Origin of the sequence: Lactiplantibacillus argentoratensis, from assembly GCF_037290055.1 — a bacterium.
Lineage (GTDB): Bacteria > Bacillota > Bacilli > Lactobacillales > Lactobacillaceae > Lactiplantibacillus > Lactiplantibacillus plantarum.
On record NZ_CP147647.1, the window covers coordinates 1,417,091 to 1,435,486 of the forward strand.

Here is an 18,396-nt window from a genome sequence, read left to right on the forward strand (position 1 = left end):
CGCAGTCAGTGCTTTAAAGTATAGCCAGTGACGACTCAGAAGCATCGGATCGTTGGCGTCCCACTGTCGCGGTGTATCCGGGTTTATTCCGCAATCGCGAAATAATCGTTCAAGTAACGAGCTACGCCATTTTGATCATTATTATAGGCGGTCACATCGTCAGCCGTCGCTTTGATCTTATCAGTACCATTGGCCATTGCCACGCCAAGACCAGCGTATGCCAACATTTCGAGGTCATTGTGTTCGTCACCAAAGGCAATGATGTTGCGCTGTGGGATTTGAAAATAATCGGCTAGATATGCGACACCCTTAGCTTTGTGGACCCCTTTCGAGGTAATCTCAAGGATGGCATTCGGGCCGCCCCAAACGCCAACGTCGACTTGGTCACCAAAGCGTTCCGTGATCCAGTCAATGATGGCCGCCCGCCGATCAAGCTGGACGAGCAAGACGATAGAATTAGGATTCCGAGTTAACGTCTCCGGTGTAAGTCGGGGGCTGTCGGCAATTTCTGGGAAGAATTGACCTGCGATCAAATCCTGGCCGGCTGTCATCGTGCTATTTTTATTTTCGGCAATTATTTCATTGATACCCAATTGTTCGCGATATTTAACGAGTGCTAAGACAATCGCTTTGTTGATCGTGAATTGGTACTCCGAGGCCCACGCCTGGTGGGGCAAATGACCCAGGGAGCCGTTAAAGTTGATCATCGGACTCTTGAGATGTAACTGGTCGTAGATCGCCTGTGAACCCTGGTAGGAGCGACCAGTAATAATACTCACAATATGACCCGCTGCTTGTAACCGCTGCATCGTTTGGATCGTCGCTGAATTGAGTTTGGATTCAGCATTCAAAGTGGTTCCGTCTAAGTCTAACGCAATTAGTTTTCTTTCCATATTCAACAAACATCTCCCATATTTCCGGCAGTTAATTAATTTAATTTAGCATAAATCCGACCTAATTGCGAATCTTTGCTACCTTACAGTCGGAGCAAAATGTGGTAATCTAATTGAGGATACTTTTTAGTCGAGGAGGAAATTTGGGTGCAATTACCTGCAGAATTTATTCAAAAATATCAACAACTACTAGGCGATCAGGCGCCCGCTTTTTTGGCAGCGTTTGATGGTTCAGTCGAAAAGGGATTTCGGGTCAATCCGAATAAGACTGTAACGGCTGCGATGCGTGCTAAAATGGGCGCTCCCGTGCCGTACAGCCCAATTGGGTATTATGGTAAGGTAAACGGCAATGCGCTTGAACACTTAGCGGGTGCCGTCTACAGCCAAGAACCAAGTGCCATGACTGTTGGTGAATTTGCAAAACCAGAGCCCGGTGAACGGGTGTTAGACCTATGTGCGGCACCGGGTGGTAAGACGACTCATCTGTTGAGCTACTTACAGCAGACCGGCTTGTTGGTGACTAACGAGATCAACCGGCAACGGGTGACCGCTCTCGGCGATAATGTTGAGCGTTATGGGGCCCGTAATACGGTCATTACTAACGAAACACCAGCAGCCCTCGCCAAGGAATTGCCGGGCTTTTTTGACCGGATCTTGGTGGATGCGCCGTGTTCGGGTGAAGGCATGTTTCGTAAGGATCATGACGCCGTTCAGTATTGGACGCCCGACTATCCAGCGGCGTGTGCCGCACGCCAACGAGAGATTTTAACGGAAGCGGTCAAGATGCTGCGTCCGGGCGGTCATTTGATCTATTCGACCTGTACTTTTGCGCCGGAAGAAGACGAGCAAATGATGGCGTGGTTACTTAAGACTTATCCTGAGTTTGAACTGGAACCACTGGTCAAGACGGCCGGGATGGTCGATGCGAAGCCGGAGTGGGCGGATGGCAATCCCAATCTGGCCAAGGCGGCGCGTCTATTTCCACACTTGATGCGTGGGGAGGGCCACTTTATTGCCAAGCTGGTCTATCACGGTACCGGCGTGGTCAAAGACAAAAAAGTGGTGCGTGAACAATTAAGTGCCACACAACGGCAACTATGGACGGACTTTTTACAAAAGCAAGCAACGGACAGTTTGCCGGGACTCGTCCTACAAGCACATGGCGATCAGTTATATGGTGTGCCAGCGATGATGCCGGTTACGCGCAAACTTAAGGTCTTTCGTCCCGGAATTTTATTGGGCACGTTTAAGAAGAAACGCTTTGAACCAAGTTACGCGTTAGCCCTAGCCAGCGATGATCTGTCGTTACCTAAAATTGAAATAACGCGTGAGCAGTGGGCCGTGTACGTTCATGGGGAGACCTTTGAACTGGCAAGTGCGACTGCCACTGGTTTTCGGGTCTTAACTTGTGAGGGGCTCCCAGTTGGGTTCGGAAAGGTCGTCGCGAAGACGGTCAAAAACTTCTTCCCTAAGGGTTTACGGTTCTTGGCGACCCCAGAAAACGCAACGCTCTAACCTGACATGATAGTGATTAAGGCATAACGCCCGTTCGCTGTTAGTGCGGCGTCGTAAATGAGTAGTAGTCGTCATGGATTATTTGAACCATGTTAAAATAGGGGAACGATGCATTCAAGCTGACCAACAAACGAACCCAAGCAATCATGATAATTGGAGGAAGAGTTATGTACTGCCCAAATTGTGGGAAAAAGAATGATATTGACGCGCTATTTTGTGAAAACTGTGGTGCACGGCTGATTATTCCAGCTAGTTCGGCGCAACCAACATCGACGGCCGCTGTGAGTTCTGCCGCGCAATCCACGTCGTCAACGGCTGCTTCAGAAACACCAGCCGCCAGCGCGTCAGCTTCGGCCGCACCGACTACGACGCAACCAGCTACTCGTTCAGCGCAACATGCGCGTCAAAATGAACAACCGCATTCAGCATCAAAGGCGCCGTGGTTGATCTTGATTGTCGTATTAGTCGTTGCATTCGGTGGTGGCTATTACTGGCTGGAACACCAGCAACAGAATAATTCGACGACGACCGCGACGACTGCCAAGTCTTCGTCACAAACCGCTGATTCGACGGAAGCCGCGTCGTCATCATCGTCCGCGTCGTCTGCTAGCACGGCAACTCAGGCGGCACTGTGGTCGACAACCAAGTCGAGTGAGTTGGCCTCATTCATGTCGTCGTGGGAAGATACGATGAACCAATCGTACGAGGGGACGTATGATGGTCAGTCGGTCACGGTTGGTGAGTTGAGTTTACCGGCAGACATCAAGAATAATCAGTATCAAGATAAAATCACGGTCAATGGTGACGCGGTCAAGCTCAAGTGGACAACGACTGCTGATACCGATGTGAAGTACCAGGTCGTTGCTGCTGCTACTGATCCCAACGCATCTAGTGGCGTGATTACGTATCTCTACGTTTTCCATAACGGCTCGCCAGACGTCTTGGTCTCGCAGGACAGTGCGGATGCCACGACGTTTAACTTCACTAGTTCACAAAATACGGATTTACAAGATGGTTTTGCAAAGATTGCCAATGCGGATTAATAACTGAATAATTTGGAATCGTGTGTTCATGCTAAGTCGGCATGAGCACACGATTTTTTTGCCTCGATATTCAATCTTAAAGCAGGGTGGCGTGTTCTAAACATGAATAATTGATGGCAGATAATGTAAAATAATGCTGCCTTGAAGCCAATCATTGAAAGCAATGAGTTATTTACAAAATGATATTCGCCGATTGAAGTGATTTGCTCATGCAACGGTATGCAACGCTTTATTAACTGAAGCTATTTAGCTATGCAACACCACGCAATATAATGATTTTTTTGTGAATTTTATATGAACTTTATATGAATTATGGCCTGTGAGAACCTATTTAAGCCCCTGGTATTAGCGGATTTCACGCGCAACGGGCGCTGATATAAATAAATAAAGCATCTTCATGCAATTTAACGCAAACGCTTGCATAAATTTGGAAGCGGTTTTATAATCTAACTTGTACTCAAGCGATTGATATTATTTTTGGGAGGCTTTATTGTGAAAGAAACATCTAAAACAACGGCCGGGTTACCGAAACTGTCATCCAATAAGATTTGGATGATGAGTCTGGGTTTTCTCGGTGTTCAAATGGCATTTACACTTCAGAGCTCACAGATGAGCCGGATCTTTCAAACTTTAGGTGCGGATCCAAATAACCTTGGTTGGTTTTTCATCTTACCACCACTTGCTGGTTTGATCGTGCAACCAATCATTGGGAGTTTATCTGACCGGACATGGGCCCCACGCTTAGGTGGGCGACGGTTACCTTACCTGATTCTGGGGACGGTCGTTGCAGCTATCGTGATGTTACTACTACCCAACTCTGGCTCGTTTGGATTTGGTTACGCTTCCATGGCGGCCTTAGTTTTCGGGGCAATTACCGTGGCATTTCTTGATCTGTCGTCTAACGTGGCAATGCAACCCTTCAAGATGATGGTCGGGGATATGGTCAACGATGACCAAAAGAGTTACGCCTACGGGATTCAAAGCTTCTTGTTGAATACCGGTGCCGTCATTGCGGCAATCTTCCCATTCCTGTTGACCTTGTTTGGGGTCGCTAATACGGCTAGCAAAGGGGTCATTCCTAATTCAGTAATCTGGTCATTCTATATTGGTGCAGCAATCTTAGTTGTTTCAACGATTATCACGATTGCCCGGGTGCGGGAATATGATCCGGTCACTTACGCGAAGTATCACGGCATTGATGAAAGCGCTAATAAATCTGGTGGTAACTGGTTGGCACTCTTGAAGAAAGCGCCAAAGGTCTTCTGGTTAGTGGCCTTAGTTCAATTTTTCTGCTGGATGGCATTCCAATACTTATGGACCTACTCAACCGGTGCCATGGCTGCCAACGTTTGGCACACCACTAATGCCAGTTCTGCAGGGTACCAAGCTGCTGGTAACTGGTACGGAATCCTATCTGCTATTCAGTCCGTCGCTGCAGTTGTCTGGTCATACGTGTTAGCCAAGGTTCCGAACAATCGGCACAAACTTGGTTATGCTTTGAGTTTATTACTTGGTGCGGTTGGTTTCCTGTCAATTTTCTTTATTCACAGTCAATCCGCATTGATTGTCTCATTCATTCTCGTTGGGATGGCATGGGCTGCAATGAATACGTATCCATTGACGATGGTGACCAACGCCTTATCTGGCGAACACATGGGGACCTATTTAGGACTCTTTAACGGTTCGATTTGCTTACCACAAATTGTTGCGTCCCTATTGAGCTTTGCATTATATCCATTATTTGGCAATTCACAAGCTAACATGTTCATCTTTGCGGGGATCGTCCTTGCAATTGGTGCGGGCACGGTTGGCTTGATCAAAGAAACGTATAAAAACTAGGAGGAATTAACTTATGAAACGAATTTTTGATGTCAATCCATGGCATGTCTTGACGACTGATTTCAAACCAGAAAACAAACGGCTGCAAGAATCCATGACTAGTCTGGGAAATGGTTACATGGGCATGCGCGGCTTCTTTGAAGAAGATTACAGCGGGGATACACTTCCCGGTATTTATCTGGGCGGTGTCTGGTATCCAGACAAGACCCGGGTCGGCTGGTGGAAGAATGGCTATCCCGAATACTTTGGCAAGGTGATCAACGCTGTCAACTTCATCAAAATCAATTTTAAACTCAATGGAACCAAAATCGACTTAGCAACGGCCAACTTCAGCGATTTTAAGCTTGATCTGGATATGCAACACGGGACTTTGACGCGATCCTTTATCGTTGATCAGGACGGTCAACGGGTTCGCGTGACCTTTGAGCGTTTCTTGAGTGTTGCGCAAAAAGAACTTTCTGTTCAGAAGGTGACGTTCGAAAACTTAAGCGACCAAACGGTTGAATTAAAAGTGGCTTCCGCACTGGATGCTGACGTTAAAAACGAAGATGCCAACTATGATGAACATTTCTGGAACGTTCACGAAGTTAGCGACGATCGGCTCATTGCTCAGACCGTGCCGAATGATTTTGGAACCCCACAGTTTACTTCTGGGATGCAAGTTAGTTATGTGACAAAACTAAATCACAAAGCGGCTCAAGTGACGGACACGGCCACAATCGATCGTTACTACGGTACGTTAGAAGCTGGTGCCAGCGTTAGCTTTGAAAAGCGAGTCGTTGTGGTTACGTCGCGGGACTATCCGACTGATGATACCATCATGACCGCACTTCAACGTTTGACAGATACGGTCAGCGCCCAATCCTTTGATGATTTATTGGCAGCCCATGAAGCCGGCTGGGCCGATCGCTGGCAACAATCAGATATTCAAATTGAAGGCGATACTGAGGCTCAACAAGGCATGCGCTTCAACTTATTTGAACTCTTTAGCACTTATTATGGTGATGATCCACGGTTGAATATTGGACCCAAGGGCTTTACTGGTGAAAAGTATGGTGGTGCGACTTATTGGGACACGGAAGCATTTGCCGTTCCAGTCTATCTGGGCATTACCAAACCAGAAGTTACCCGCAACCTGCTGATGTATCGTTACAAGCAGTTGGATGGTGCCTATCACAACGCGCGTCAACAGGGGCTTGATGGGGCATTGTTCCCGATGGTGACCTTCAACGGGATCGAATGCCACAACGAATGGGAAATCACCTTTGAAGAAATTCATCGTAACGGCGACATTGCCTTTGCTATTTATAACTACACGCGTTATACCGGCGATACATCATACGTCTTACACGAAGGTAGTAAAGTGTTGACCGAGATTTCTCGTTTCTGGGCAGACCGGGTACACTTTAGCAAGCGCAATCAGCAGTACATGATCCATGGGGTTACTGGTCCAGATGAATATGAGAACAACGTTGATAATAACTTTAACACCAATTATTTGGCACAGTGGACGTTGAAATACACGCTTGAAATCTTAGATCAGGTCAGTGATGACCAAGCTGCTGCCTTAAATGTGACGGCTGAAGAACGTGCCCACTGGCAAGATATCGTTGATCGGATGTACTTACCATATGACAAGGATTTGGATATCTTTGTTCAACATGATGGGTACCTGGATAAGGACCTAGCACCCGTTTCCGCGATTCCAGCTGATCAATTACCAATCAATCAGCATTGGTCTTGGGACCACATTTTACGGTCACCTTATATCAAGCAGGGCGATGTGTTACAAGTGATGTATGACTTTATTGATGATTTCTCGAAAAATCAATTAAAGCACAACTTTGATTTCTACGAACCAATGACCGTTCACGAATCAAGCTTGTCACCAGCCATTCACGCCGTGTTAGCTGCTGACCTGCACTATGAAGACAAGGCCGTAGCTTTCTATAACCGGACGGCACGCCTCGATCTTGACAATTACAACAATGATACGGTCGATGGTCTTCATATCACCTCAATGACTGGTGGTTGGATTGCGATGGTCCAAGGATTTGCTGGCATGCGTGTTCATGATGGCCAACTTAGTTACCGGCCATTCTTGCCAAAACAATGGACGAAGTATTCATTCCGTCAGGTCTTCCGTGATCGGATTATTGAAGTTACGGTTGATCACAATGGGACGACGTTGAAGCTGATTGCCGGAGAACCAATTGATGTTCAAGTGGATGGTACCACGCAAACATTGACACAGGACTAGTTCAATTTGCACTGATCGAAGGGAATGAGGCGTACGATTTCTGCAGTACCATTTGGTGTGTATCAGGACGAACCAGTCTATTTATACACGATTGAAAATGACCATCATAGCAAACTGAAAGTGTTGAGTTATGCAGCAACTTGGTATGACTTTGAAGTACAGGTCGACCATCAGCCACAATCGTTAGTGCTTCACTTTGACAATTTGGCGGATTATATCGAGACGCCATATCAAGTTGGCAAAACGGTGGGGCGAGTCGCTGGCCGAATCGGTAACGCGGCATTTTCTCTGAATGGTCAAACGTATCATTTACCGCCAAATAACGGTCGGCACCTGCTACATGGTGGTGAGCATGGCCTACAGACGCATAATTATCAGGGCCGTTTTAATCCCGATGGTGATACCGTCACGTTGACGACCACACTGTTGAGCGCTGACGACGGGTTTCCGGGCGACTTGAGGGTAACCGTAAGCTATACGTTAACGGCCGATGATGAGGTTCAAATCAGCTATCACGGGGTGACCACTGCCGATACGTTATTCAATCCGACCTGTCACGTTTACTTTAATCTTGATGGTCAGGCCGGGCTGATCAATTCCCAGCAATTACGTATCAACTCGACCAAACTGGTTCACACGGACCACGAGAAGGTCCCCACGGGCGTCTTCTACGTTCCGTCACCAGCGTATGACTTTCGCGAGCAGCCAACGATTCAATCGCAGCTCGATCGGTTGATCCAAGAGACTGGCAAGACGGAGTATGATGATTGCTATGTGCTTGACCACCAGGATGAACCTGCCGGTGTATTGGCAACGACTCACGGGCGACTGCTCATTAACACGGATCGCAATGGTTTAGTTATCTTTACCGCTAATCCCGAACGAACGCAGCCGTATCGGCTAGGAGACTACCATGCGCTGGCCGTGGAACTGCAAATTTTGCCGGATGCTATTAATCATCATGGCTTTGGGGATGTTGTTCTACGGGCTGGTCAGCCACGGACGTACGTGAATCGCTACCAATACGTGTCAAAATAGCAATCAATAGATGATGGAAATTATTTTCTTTACCACGATCAAAAAGCAGTGCTTGCCATAGGGGCACACTGCTTTTTTGGTGTACTTGGTTATAACAAAAACGCGTCATCACAAGTATAGAATGACATTCCGTAGTTTGTGATGACACGCTTTGTTTTAATCTTTAATCGATTGCTTGTAGTTAACAAGTTCAGGTGATAACAGAATCTTGTCCTGAATACGGCTACTTTTGAATTGATCAACACGCGTTACGCCGACGAGTGCAAATAGGCGTTTTAATTGCGACTGCCAATCCGTCAGCATCGCAATGACTTCGTCGTCCGTATGATGGAGTAAAGCGTGTAGCACGGTGCCAGCCATGCCGACCGCGTCAGCGCCTAACATCAACGCTTTTAAGATGTCGAGTGGCTGTCGAACGCCACCAGCAGCTAAGACCGTGAGATCATCCGGTCGGTTCTGAACGCCTAGCAAGGACTCAACCGTGGTGAGGCCAAAGTCGTGAAGGTAGGCCATATCGCGGTTAGCACGTCGGCGATTCTCAATGTCGACAAAGTTAGTCCCACCGTGACCGCCTAAATCTAGGTAGCGTACGCCGGCAGCGTAGAGCTGTTGCATCGTGGGGCGGGAAATACCAAAGCCCACTTCTTTGACGATCACTGGTACCGTTAAGGCTTGGACTAAGTCCGAAATGTTAGTTAGCCAATGAAAGTCACGATCGCCTTCTGGCATGACGATTTCTTGAACGACATTGAGATGGAGCTCGAGCGCATCGGCCTGGAGCATTGCAATCGCTGTTTGGGCCGCAGATAACGGGTGGCCGGCACCAAGATTGCCAAAGATCAGCCCGTTCGGATTGTGGTCACGCATCGTGGCAAAAGTGGGGGCTACTTGGGGATCTTTGATGGCAACACTTTGAGAGCCGGTCGCAATCGGTAAGCCACAAGCTGCAGCGATGCGGCCTAAACGAGCGTTGATTTCGCCCGTTCGCTGTGAGCCCCCAGTCATCGCTTCAATGTAGAGGGGGCTGTCCCAATGCCACTGGCCAACGGTGGTGGCTAAATCGACGTCGGCCACGGCAGTTTCCGGCAACGCGTCGTGGCGAATCCGGACCTGGTCAAAGGCATTGGCTTGTTCGCCATGAAAATACTTTTCAGCTAACGAAACATGTTCATCTTTCCGATGAGATTGTTGACTTTGTGGCACGGTGCCACCTCCAATTAATTTAGAATCTGAAAACGAGTCCAGCAAGGCTGCCAGGCTCGTCAATAAACTGCTTAAGAATTTGGTAAAACGGTATCCTGAACCGTATGCACGTTTAAGTTAAGTTGTTCGATACCATCGTGAGCCCACGCAGCTAATAATGGTCGTGGGTCGATGGTTTGATCAATCAAAACGATCCCACAGTCACCACCACCAGCGCCCGAAGTCTTTGCGGCCGCGCCAGCACTTTCGGCGAGTTGAATCATCCGTTGCAGCAGGGGTGTTTCAATCGTCACGTGACTGAAATCGCCCAATTTCTGAAGTAGTTGACGATTGGTTCGCAACTCGGTTTGAATCACGCGCAAGTCACCACAATGAAAACCAGTGATCATACGTTTTAGACAAGCTTTGCTGGCTTTTAGAAAGGTCTGGTATTCGCTGCGTTGCTTCGCCTTGACTAAGGCCACTTTATCGACTAAGTGTGATGTGGAGGCCGGTGACCCCGTCCAGCCAATCATCAAACGTAAGGCGGCTGGGGGTGTCAATAACTCGATCTTTAAATCGGGCCACGGCATCGTCAACAAATCGCTTAAGCTTGACTCAGCTTGTTGTAGGTGTAACCATTGCCGATCGAATGAATGGTAAGCAATCCAGCCACCATAGACGCTGGCGGCAATGTCACCAAGCGAGCCATTGCCTTGCACGGATAGATGGGCAATGGCGGCTAATTTGAAAAGTTTATTTTTATCCATCGGTAAATGGTAGAACTGACATAGTGCTTTGACAGTTGCCACGGTCACCGCTGCCGAAGAGCCGAGACCGTATTTTTTGCCATCAGCACTATCGAGCTCGCTATTGATACCGAGATGATAAACACCAAGTTCACGCCCCAATTCATGGGCATAGCTTTCAGTGAGATTAATTGCTGCCAAAATATAATGGAAGGGATTGTCACGATTATCAAAAACCATCGCGTCTCCCTGACGTCGCCAGACGATTGAGTTTTCTTGATACTGCTCAGAAACGATACTCCCAATCGTTTCGCTAGGTGAAATCGTTGCCGTCACAAATTGATCTAGTGCAACAATAATTGCTGGATAACCACTTTCCACTACGGCGTATTCACCGGCAATGTAGAGTTTTCCAGGGGCTTTCACCGTTATCATGCCATCATATCCTTTCATGACCATCACTGATCATTTTAAATTAAACTGAATTATTTTTCCGTTATCGTGATACCCGGGCCAGGTTTGGCGACGATTAATTGATCAGCGTCAAAGTGTTGTTGTAACCCGGTCATAATGATGTCGGTATCTTGACCCGCACAAATGATTTTGACGTTCGGGCCGGCGTCCAAAGTATAATAACAGTTTATCCCGTGTGAACGCAAGTCGTTAACTGCTTGAATGGCTGTCAGTGTATCCGCGGTGAAGTAGTTAAAGGCGGGCTCAGCGCTCAAATTGAGCGCGTGCATCCGCATTGCGTTCGTTTCGGCGATCTGGCCAACGGTTGTGAGGTCGCGGTCAGCGATGGCTTGGCGCATCCGTTTCAAGTCCGTCTCAGCTGTGGTAATCCAAGCTGGATAGTAAGGGGATGTCGCAACGACGCGTGCCATACCGTCCGTTGAGCTGATTGGCTTTTTAGTGGCTTTCAAAACAACGGCGATCATTTGAATGTCCCAATCGACCGGATCTTGTAAGACTTCCGCGTAAGAACTCTGATCATCGTGGCCAGCATGCCATTCGACGAAGCCACCAAAAATTGAGCGGGTCGCAGAACCTGAGCCACGGCGTGCTAGTCGTGATAGATCAGCCGCATCTAGTTGTAAGCCAGCCGCACGACTAGCAGCCCCTGCTAAGGCCGCGAATCCGGAGGCGGAAGAGGCTAAGCCAGCTGAGGTCGGCACATGATTTTCAGTTTTGACCGTTGCATAGTTGGTTTGACCACTGCGCTGGCGAATCAGGTCGAGGAACTGGCTGATTCGTGCTGATTTGCCCGTGGGTAAGTGTTGATGGTTAAAGTAAATTTGGTCAGTATCGAGATGCTCATCGAAGGTCACACTGGTCTGGGTATAGAAGTGATCAAGGGTCAGCGAAATACTCCCATTTTGTGGTAGCATCAGCGCCGCATCTTTTTTCCCCCAATATTTAACTAACGCAATGTTAGTATGGGCCTTGGCCGTAACGGTTTTCACTATGTCTTTTCCTCCAAAGTTAAATTTAGTCATCGTTTAAGAGTGGTTCGACCCAGGTCGCAGTGGCACCCGCCGCAGCCAACTTTTGTGACAATTGGTTGGCGATGCTAGCTTCCGGCGCGAGCGCAATCAGGCAACCGCCCTGACCGCTACCGGTCAACTTGGCAGCCAGCGCCCCATTTTGGCGGGCCACTGCCAGTAGTTGTTCCAGAGCGGGGTGGCTGACACCCATGGAACGTAGGTCATCCTGCGCACCATTCAGGGCCGTGGCTAGGCCGCCCATGTCACCATCTTCAAGCGCGGTTCGGGTCTGACGAGTCAAACGGCCTAAGTCATCGATGCGTGCTTGAATCGTCGCGCCCTCAACCATTAGTAAGTTGCGAACGGTCGCCACTGCAACTTTGGTCTGACTTTTAATACCCGTGTCCGCGATGACTAAATAGCCGGGAAGCTTTACCGGAATCGGAAAGTTCTCACGACCCTTGACAAACCAGACGGGGCTTTTGGCGCTGGCCGTCGCAACGTCTAAGCCGCTGGGTTGACCATGCGTGTAGCTTTCCGCTACATTGGCAGTGGCCAATAATTCTTGGTGGGAGAGTGGTCGGTCGAAGAAATCATAAAAAGCCCGCGTTACGGCCACGGCCGCTGCGGCTGAGGACCCCATTCCGCGTTCAGAGGGAATATCGCTCGTGATGTGAATATCGAAGCCCTGCTCGGGGGCATCAAAACGTGCAAGCAAGGTTCTAATGAGCGTCTGAATACCGCCTAAGTTGGCAGACATCATCTTAAAGTCGCCGTTGAAGTAACGGCTTTTGACCGTCTGCGCTGCATCACGGCGGTGAATAATGGCCTGCATTTGGATGGTCGAAATCGGTAAGGCAATGGCGGGTTGTCCGTAAACCACACCATGCTCGCCAATTAAAATAATTTTGGCATGACTAGTACCGGTAGCTAGATCTTTCAATCGTGTCGCTGCCTTTCTGTAAGTAGATTAATAATAGCTTCATAATACCTTATTAGCGCTTCTTTTGCCATGCTAACCCCGGCGAACGCGCTGAATTCAGTTGAAATGTAAGTTAAACTGGTTTGGAAAGTAACAATTTAATTAAATTAAATCATTCACGTGAGGGGCGTATGGACAGACTGGTTATCAACGGCAGACGAAGATCGATTACTATGTTAAAATTAGTAAATGATTAGAAATCAGTCCGATAATGATGAAAAAGAAGTTGAGCTGCTTGTGACGGACTACGTGGCCCAGAATTCACTAATTAGGAAAGTGAATTTTGGGTAGCAGTGCCGGCTATTCAAGCGCGCGTACTCAGCTGACTGTGTTATGGCAGATGTACGCCGAGACACTTTCATGAACTTTATCGTTGCTCAATCATACTCTTGACCAGTCTCTGCCCGTTGTCCTCAGACTGACGAATTTGGCTTAAGAGTTGGTCGGGCTGAGTTCCCTGCGCCGAATATGCTATAATTTACAATGATCGACGTGACGTATGTGTGACGATCGGTGTGGAGGATGAGCCAAGCGGCTTGCGTCATCAGGACGACTTGTGTCACTGGCACAGTTTAGTAGGTTGAACTCAGCTAAGTTGGGCTGACCGACGGACCGTTAAAGTTAGTGGTCGAGACCAAGTGTAGCGCTACTTGGACCAGCCTTCAGTCTGATTACAAACACATCGCACGTGATATGCCATAAAGATCGATTAGTTGGTCGAACGTCAGCGTTAGCGTTGATAACGGATTTATACGCTTACCAATCTAATGAACATCTTTACAATCCATAACTTGGGGAAATGACCATGAAACCAAACACAACTTATGCGGTAGTTGATATTGAAACTACTGGAACTAGTGTGAAGGACGGCGACCGGATTATTCAAATCGGTTGCGCGTTTGTTAAGAACAATAAAATAATTAATACATTTGCCACGGACGTTAATCCGTTAACAACGGTTCCCGCCGTCATCGAGAATTTAACGGGAATCAGTAATGCACGGGTACGCAAAGCACCACCCTTTGATGATCTGGCTGGTACGGTATACAGCTTATTACAAGGGACGGTTTTTGTCGCCCACAACGTGAACTTTGACCTGCCATTTATCAATTCAGAATTGCAGCGTGTCGGTTATCCAGAACTACCAATTCAGGCCGTTGATACTGTGTCTCTTAGCCAAATTCTGTTACCGACTGCTTCGAGTTTTCGGTTGCGGGACTTGAGTCACTTGCTTGCGATTGACCATAATCATCCACATTCTGCGGATAGTGATGCAATTGCTACGGCCCACTTGTTTATCACGTTACAACAGCGGCTCGCACACTTACCATTGATCACGTTACAACAAATGGTGCAATTAGCACCGGAGTTACCACGTGAAACGGCTGACTTGTTTGCATACGCCTTTCAACAGGGCAAACAACATCCACAGCAGTTACCAACTGACTTAGTGATCAAAAACGGGCTCGCTCTGCGTAAACAGCGATTGCCACAGCAAGCCGCGGGTCGTAAAGCGGCACGCTATCCGTTGACAAAAGCACAAAAGCAGCATATCTTTGGTGATCGCTTGACTTATCGGCCACAACAGGCCCGGATGATGAACCAGATTTATCGGCACTACTCAAAACAGTCTGCTGAACAAGTACCATTGTTGATTGAAGCACCGACCGGAACCGGTAAAACACTCGGGTATTTGCTGCCACTCGCCTACTTGGCACAGGATGGTCAACAGGTGGTCGTTAGCACGGCGACCACGGTCTTACAAACGCAGTTACGTGATCAGGGTGTGGCGTTGTTGAATCAGTTGTTGCCTAATCCTGTGACGGCGGTTGTGATTAAGGGTAATCAGCATTACGTTGATTTAAACCGGTTTGCCCGTGGCTTGGCATTGCATGAACATTCAAAGCAAACGCAATTATTGAAGTTGCGCGTGCTCGTGTGGTTAACGATGACAACGACTGGTGATCTGGATGAATTGCACTTGAGCACGTATCAAGCGCCGTACTTTAGCGAAATCGCTCATCATGGCGTGGCCTCGTTGAAAGCTGATGATCCGTTCTTTAAGGAAGATTTTTTACGTTTCCGGGATCAATTGACCGCGCAAGCGACCTTCATCATTACCAATCATGCCTACTTGATGCGCCACGTGGCCCAATTGGGTAGCCGTCAAGAGCGGCCACTGCTGGTTCTTGATGAGGCCCAGCATCTGGCAGATGGTGTCGTTCGTGACTCACGGCAGACCTTTGATTTCAATGGCTACATGGCGACCTGCCACAGCTTGATCAGTCGCATTGACACGGAACATAGTCTAAATTTACGGGCACTGTTCGCGGAACAACCACAGGCCGATTATCGTCTGAAATTATTAGATAATTCATTGAATGATACTGACCTACACCTGCAACAACTGCAGGCGGCGCTAGCTAGAACGTTTGTACCAGCACAAAAGGGCGGCAATCAGCCTGCTGAATTAGGAATCACCACGGATCAGTTGACTAATTTCTTTGCGGCCCACAATCCGCTGATCAAACAATTACAAACGGCCATCGAAAACTGTTTTTTACAGTTTCAACAATTAAATGAGCAGTATCAACATGATCAATCGCAAATCTTGCCTAGTGAACAACACGTCCTCGACGACTTTGACAATCGTCTTCAACATCTTCGTCAGGGCTATGAGTTATTACAAACGTGGTTAGTGCCAGCTTCGCGGGAACAACGGGTCTTCTGGGTGAGCCTTAATCAATGGCATGATCGCGGCAGTCTCACGCTCGCGGGTAGCTTGATCGATACGCAAGGGTATTTTAAGACGCAACTATATCCTTACTTCAGTGCGCCACTATTAACTGGTGCCACGCTATTTGCCACTGGGAAATCTCAGTACGTTTATTCGCAATTGGATATTGACCAAGCAACGGCTAAGCATCACCGATTATCAACACCGTTTGATTTAGAACACCAGGCACGGCTATTCGTCGCTACGGATGCTACTGCGGCGGAAGCACCCAGTGGCAAGCAGCGCGTGGCATACTTGACGCATGCGATTCACGACATCGTGATGGCAGCGCCTAAGCAAACGTTGGTCTTGTTCAATTCACTGAATATGATTGAAGCAGTCTTTTACAGTTTGCATCAAACGGATCTACCTGGTGATCGCGAAATTTTGGCTCAAGGCGTCAATGGTAGTCGTGAAAAGCTGCTTCGGCGCTTTATGCAGGGGGACGATGCCATTCTCCTGGGTGCCGGTAGTTTCTGGGAGGGGATCGACTTGCCACAAGAACAGTTGGAATTGTTGATCGTCACGCAATTACCGTTTGAATCACCCGACCAGACGACAACCAAGGCCCGCTATCAACAACTAAGGCAAGCACAACTCAATCCGTTTTATAACGAAGCGTTACCGAAAGCGGCATTGAAGTTGCGCCAAGGTGTCGGCCGCTTGATTCGGACGGATGAAGACCGGGGGGCAGCGGTGATCCTCGATGACCGTTTGATGACGAAGCGATACGGGCAGACGATTCTTAAAGCTTTACCGAAAACGTTGCCGCCCGCAACCGGTTCATTGACGATGATTACGCAGGAACTTCAAAGTTTTTTCAAAACTAAGTAAGAAACCATTCCGCAATCAGTTAAATTTGCTATAATTAATTTATCTGTTTTTGAAAGGAAGAGCATATGCGAGTTCAACGTAGAAGGCGCCCTGAGCGACTCATTATGATTATTCTGGTCGTCATTTTAGCTATTATCGTGGCGGTCTATGGCACGTTATGGGCCGCACAACGGCCAATGCACCAAGCCCAGAAGACGGCGTATAGTCTGGCCGTCAGCAAGGGCAAGCTAAAGACCACGACGGCCTTTTCACAGTACAATGGCACCAGTAGTTATTACGTCGTTACGGGAACGTCGAGTAAAAATGTTCCGGTATACGCGTTAATTAACGCGAATAAACATCATAAAACGACCGTTATCGAACAGTCCGCTGGGATTTCACGTACGAAAGCCTTGAAAAAGGTCTGGTCTAAACGCAATCCTAGCAAGATTATCAAAGCGACGCTTGGGAAGTATGATGGGACGGTCGTGTGGGAAATTACGTACTTGAACCAGAAAAAGAATTTATGTTATGAAATTTTGCAGTATTCTAATGGAAACCAGCTGAAATCAATTATTAACATTTAAGGTTAAAGGAGTGCGGATGTACATGGAATTATCGCGTAAAGTAATGCAGGTTCAACCGTCAGCGACATTGAAGATCAGTGCGACTGCCAAGCAAATGATGGCGGACGGCGTTGACGTTATCAATTTAGGAATCGGTGAACCGGATTTTCAGACCCCGGATAACATTAAGCAAGCAGCCATTGATAGTATTCAAAATGGTCAAGCGAGTTTCTACACACCGGCAACTGGATTACCAGCTTTAAAACAAGCTATCAGTCAGCGAATTGAAGCTGACCATCACTACCATTTTGATCCTAATCAGATCGTCGTAACGGATGGCGCAAAAATGGCGTTGTTTACGTTATTCCAAGTTATTCTGAATCCCGACGATGAAGTGTTATTACCAGTCCCATACTGGGTCAGCTATTCGGAGCAAGTTAAATTAGCTGGTGGTGTGCCAGTCGAAGTTAGCACCGATGAACAGTTGCGGTTTACCGCTGCTGATTTGGAAGCGCAGCGGACGCCTAAGACGAAGGCCTTAGTCTTGAATTCGCCACAGAATCCATCCGGTCTGGTATTCAGCCGTGCAGAATTGACGGCGATCGTGAACTGGGCCGTTGAACACGACGTTTTGGTAATTGCGGATGAAATTTATGAAAAGTTATTATATAACGGTAATGAATTTACATCCGTGTTAGAATTAGATGATGCTAATATGGATCACGTGGTTTTGATCAATGGGGTTTCAAAGGCCTATTCCATGACTGGTTGGCGTATCGGATATGCTGCCGGGCCACAAACCATCATGGCTAAGATGGGGGTCGTGTTAGGTCACGCTGCTAGCAACCCAGCCGCCGTATCACAATATGCTGCGATTGAAGCTTTTAGTGGTGACCAATCATCGGTTGAAACGATGCGTCAGGGCTTTGAAGCGCGGTTAAACGAACTATACCCACTGATCGAGCGTTTACCTGGGTTTAAGATGCCTGCTGGCAAACCAGCGGGAGCCTTTTACTTGTTCCCAGATATTACGGAAGCATTGCGTTTAACAGGCTATGCAGATGCACCGGCCTTTGTGACGGCAGTGTTATTAGAAGCCCATGTCGGTTTAGTGCCTGGAGAGGCGTTCGGCATGCCCGGTTGTTTACGGTTAAGCTATGCAACTGATATCGATTCCTTGCGAGAGGCCCATCGACGGTTACAAAAATTTATGACAGAAAAAATTGCTGAACAAGCAAAGTAATTGGAGGATGTAA

At 47.9% G+C, this 18,396-nt stretch carries 13 protein-coding genes; 8 read left to right on the forward strand and 5 right to left on the reverse strand.

Features of this window, described 5'->3' with window-relative positions; all coding sequences use genetic code 11:
• Nucleotides 1–83 precede the first annotated feature (83 nt).
• Complete coding sequence (locus tag V7R88_RS06620) at nt 84–893, reverse strand: Cof-type HAD-IIB family hydrolase (RefSeq protein ID WP_054399178.1); 810 nt, start codon at nt 891–893, stop codon at nt 84–86.
• A 147-nt stretch (nt 894–1,040) separates the two neighbouring features.
• Here V7R88_RS06620 and V7R88_RS06625 point away from each other — a divergent pair, with 147 nt between their 5' ends.
• The 5 genes from V7R88_RS06625 (at nt 1,041) to V7R88_RS06645 (ending at nt 8,588) form a co-directional block, all read left to right on the forward strand.
• Entirely contained in the window at nt 1,041–2,408 is a 1,368-nt protein-coding gene (locus tag V7R88_RS06625) for an RsmB/NOP family class I SAM-dependent RNA methyltransferase (RefSeq protein WP_057717303.1), read from the forward strand.
• A gap of 167 nt (nt 2,409–2,575) precedes the next feature.
• Nucleotides 2,576–3,451 carry a zinc ribbon domain-containing protein gene (locus V7R88_RS06630; RefSeq protein WP_054399174.1) on the forward strand — a complete coding sequence of 292 codons (876 nt, stop codon included), beginning with the start codon at nt 2,576–2,578 and terminating at the stop codon, nt 3,449–3,451.
• A 492-nt stretch (nt 3,452–3,943) separates the two neighbouring features.
• A complete protein-coding gene (locus tag V7R88_RS06635; RefSeq protein ID WP_057717302.1) occupies nt 3,944–5,290 on the forward strand; it encodes an SLC45 family MFS transporter in 1,347 nt (448 codons plus the stop codon).
• 13 nt (nt 5,291–5,303) lie between these two features.
• Nucleotides 5,304–7,550: a glycoside hydrolase family 65 protein gene (locus V7R88_RS06640; protein ID WP_057717301.1), complete on the forward strand. Its 2,247-nt coding sequence runs from the start codon at nt 5,304–5,306 to the stop codon at nt 7,548–7,550.
• Nucleotides 7,551–7,574: 24 nt separating this feature from the next.
• A complete protein-coding gene (locus tag V7R88_RS06645; RefSeq protein WP_057717300.1) occupies nt 7,575–8,588 on the forward strand; it encodes an aldose epimerase family protein in 1,014 nt (337 codons plus the stop codon).
• A gap of 156 nt (nt 8,589–8,744) precedes the next feature.
• On the opposite strand, the gene fni is transcribed toward V7R88_RS06645, so the two are convergent.
• The 4 genes from fni to mvk all read right to left on the reverse strand — a co-directional run bounded on the left by fni (nt 8,745) and on the right by mvk (nt 12,946).
• The gene (fni, locus tag V7R88_RS06650; RefSeq protein ID WP_003644359.1) at nt 8,745–9,791 is read right to left on the reverse strand and encodes a type 2 isopentenyl-diphosphate Delta-isomerase; all 1,047 of its coding nucleotides are present in this window, start codon (nt 9,789–9,791) and stop codon (nt 8,745–8,747) included.
• Between the two features lie 71 nt (nt 9,792–9,862).
• Nucleotides 9,863–10,954, reverse strand: coding sequence for a phosphomevalonate kinase (locus tag V7R88_RS06655; protein WP_057717299.1), 1,092 nt, complete (start codon nt 10,952–10,954; stop codon nt 9,863–9,865).
• A gap of 50 nt (nt 10,955–11,004) precedes the next feature.
• Nucleotides 11,005–11,982, reverse strand: a complete 978-nt coding sequence (gene mvaD / locus V7R88_RS06660) for a diphosphomevalonate decarboxylase (RefSeq protein ID WP_080392703.1) — start codon at nt 11,980–11,982, stop codon at nt 11,005–11,007.
• Between the two features lie 25 nt (nt 11,983–12,007).
• On the reverse strand, nt 12,008–12,946 hold the full coding sequence (gene mvk, locus V7R88_RS06665) for a mevalonate kinase (protein ID WP_057717298.1): 939 nt from the start codon (nt 12,944–12,946) through the stop codon (nt 12,008–12,010).
• Nucleotides 12,947–13,790: 844 nt separating this feature from the next.
• Here mvk and V7R88_RS06670 point away from each other — a divergent pair.
• From V7R88_RS06670 to V7R88_RS06680, 3 genes are all read left to right on the forward strand, one after another.
• Nucleotides 13,791–16,595 (forward strand): helicase C-terminal domain-containing protein, encoded by a 2,805-nt coding sequence (locus V7R88_RS06670; RefSeq protein WP_057717297.1) that lies wholly within the window; start codon nt 13,791–13,793, stop codon nt 16,593–16,595.
• 65 nt (nt 16,596–16,660) lie between these two features.
• On the forward strand, nt 16,661–17,161 hold the full coding sequence (locus V7R88_RS06675) for a DUF5590 domain-containing protein (RefSeq protein WP_080392702.1): 501 nt from the start codon (nt 16,661–16,663) through the stop codon (nt 17,159–17,161).
• Nucleotides 17,162–17,183: 22 nt separating this feature from the next.
• On the forward strand, nt 17,184–18,383 hold the full coding sequence (locus tag V7R88_RS06680; RefSeq protein ID WP_027822580.1) for a pyridoxal phosphate-dependent aminotransferase: 1,200 nt from the start codon (nt 17,184–17,186) through the stop codon (nt 18,381–18,383).
• Nucleotides 18,384–18,396 lie beyond the last annotated feature (13 nt).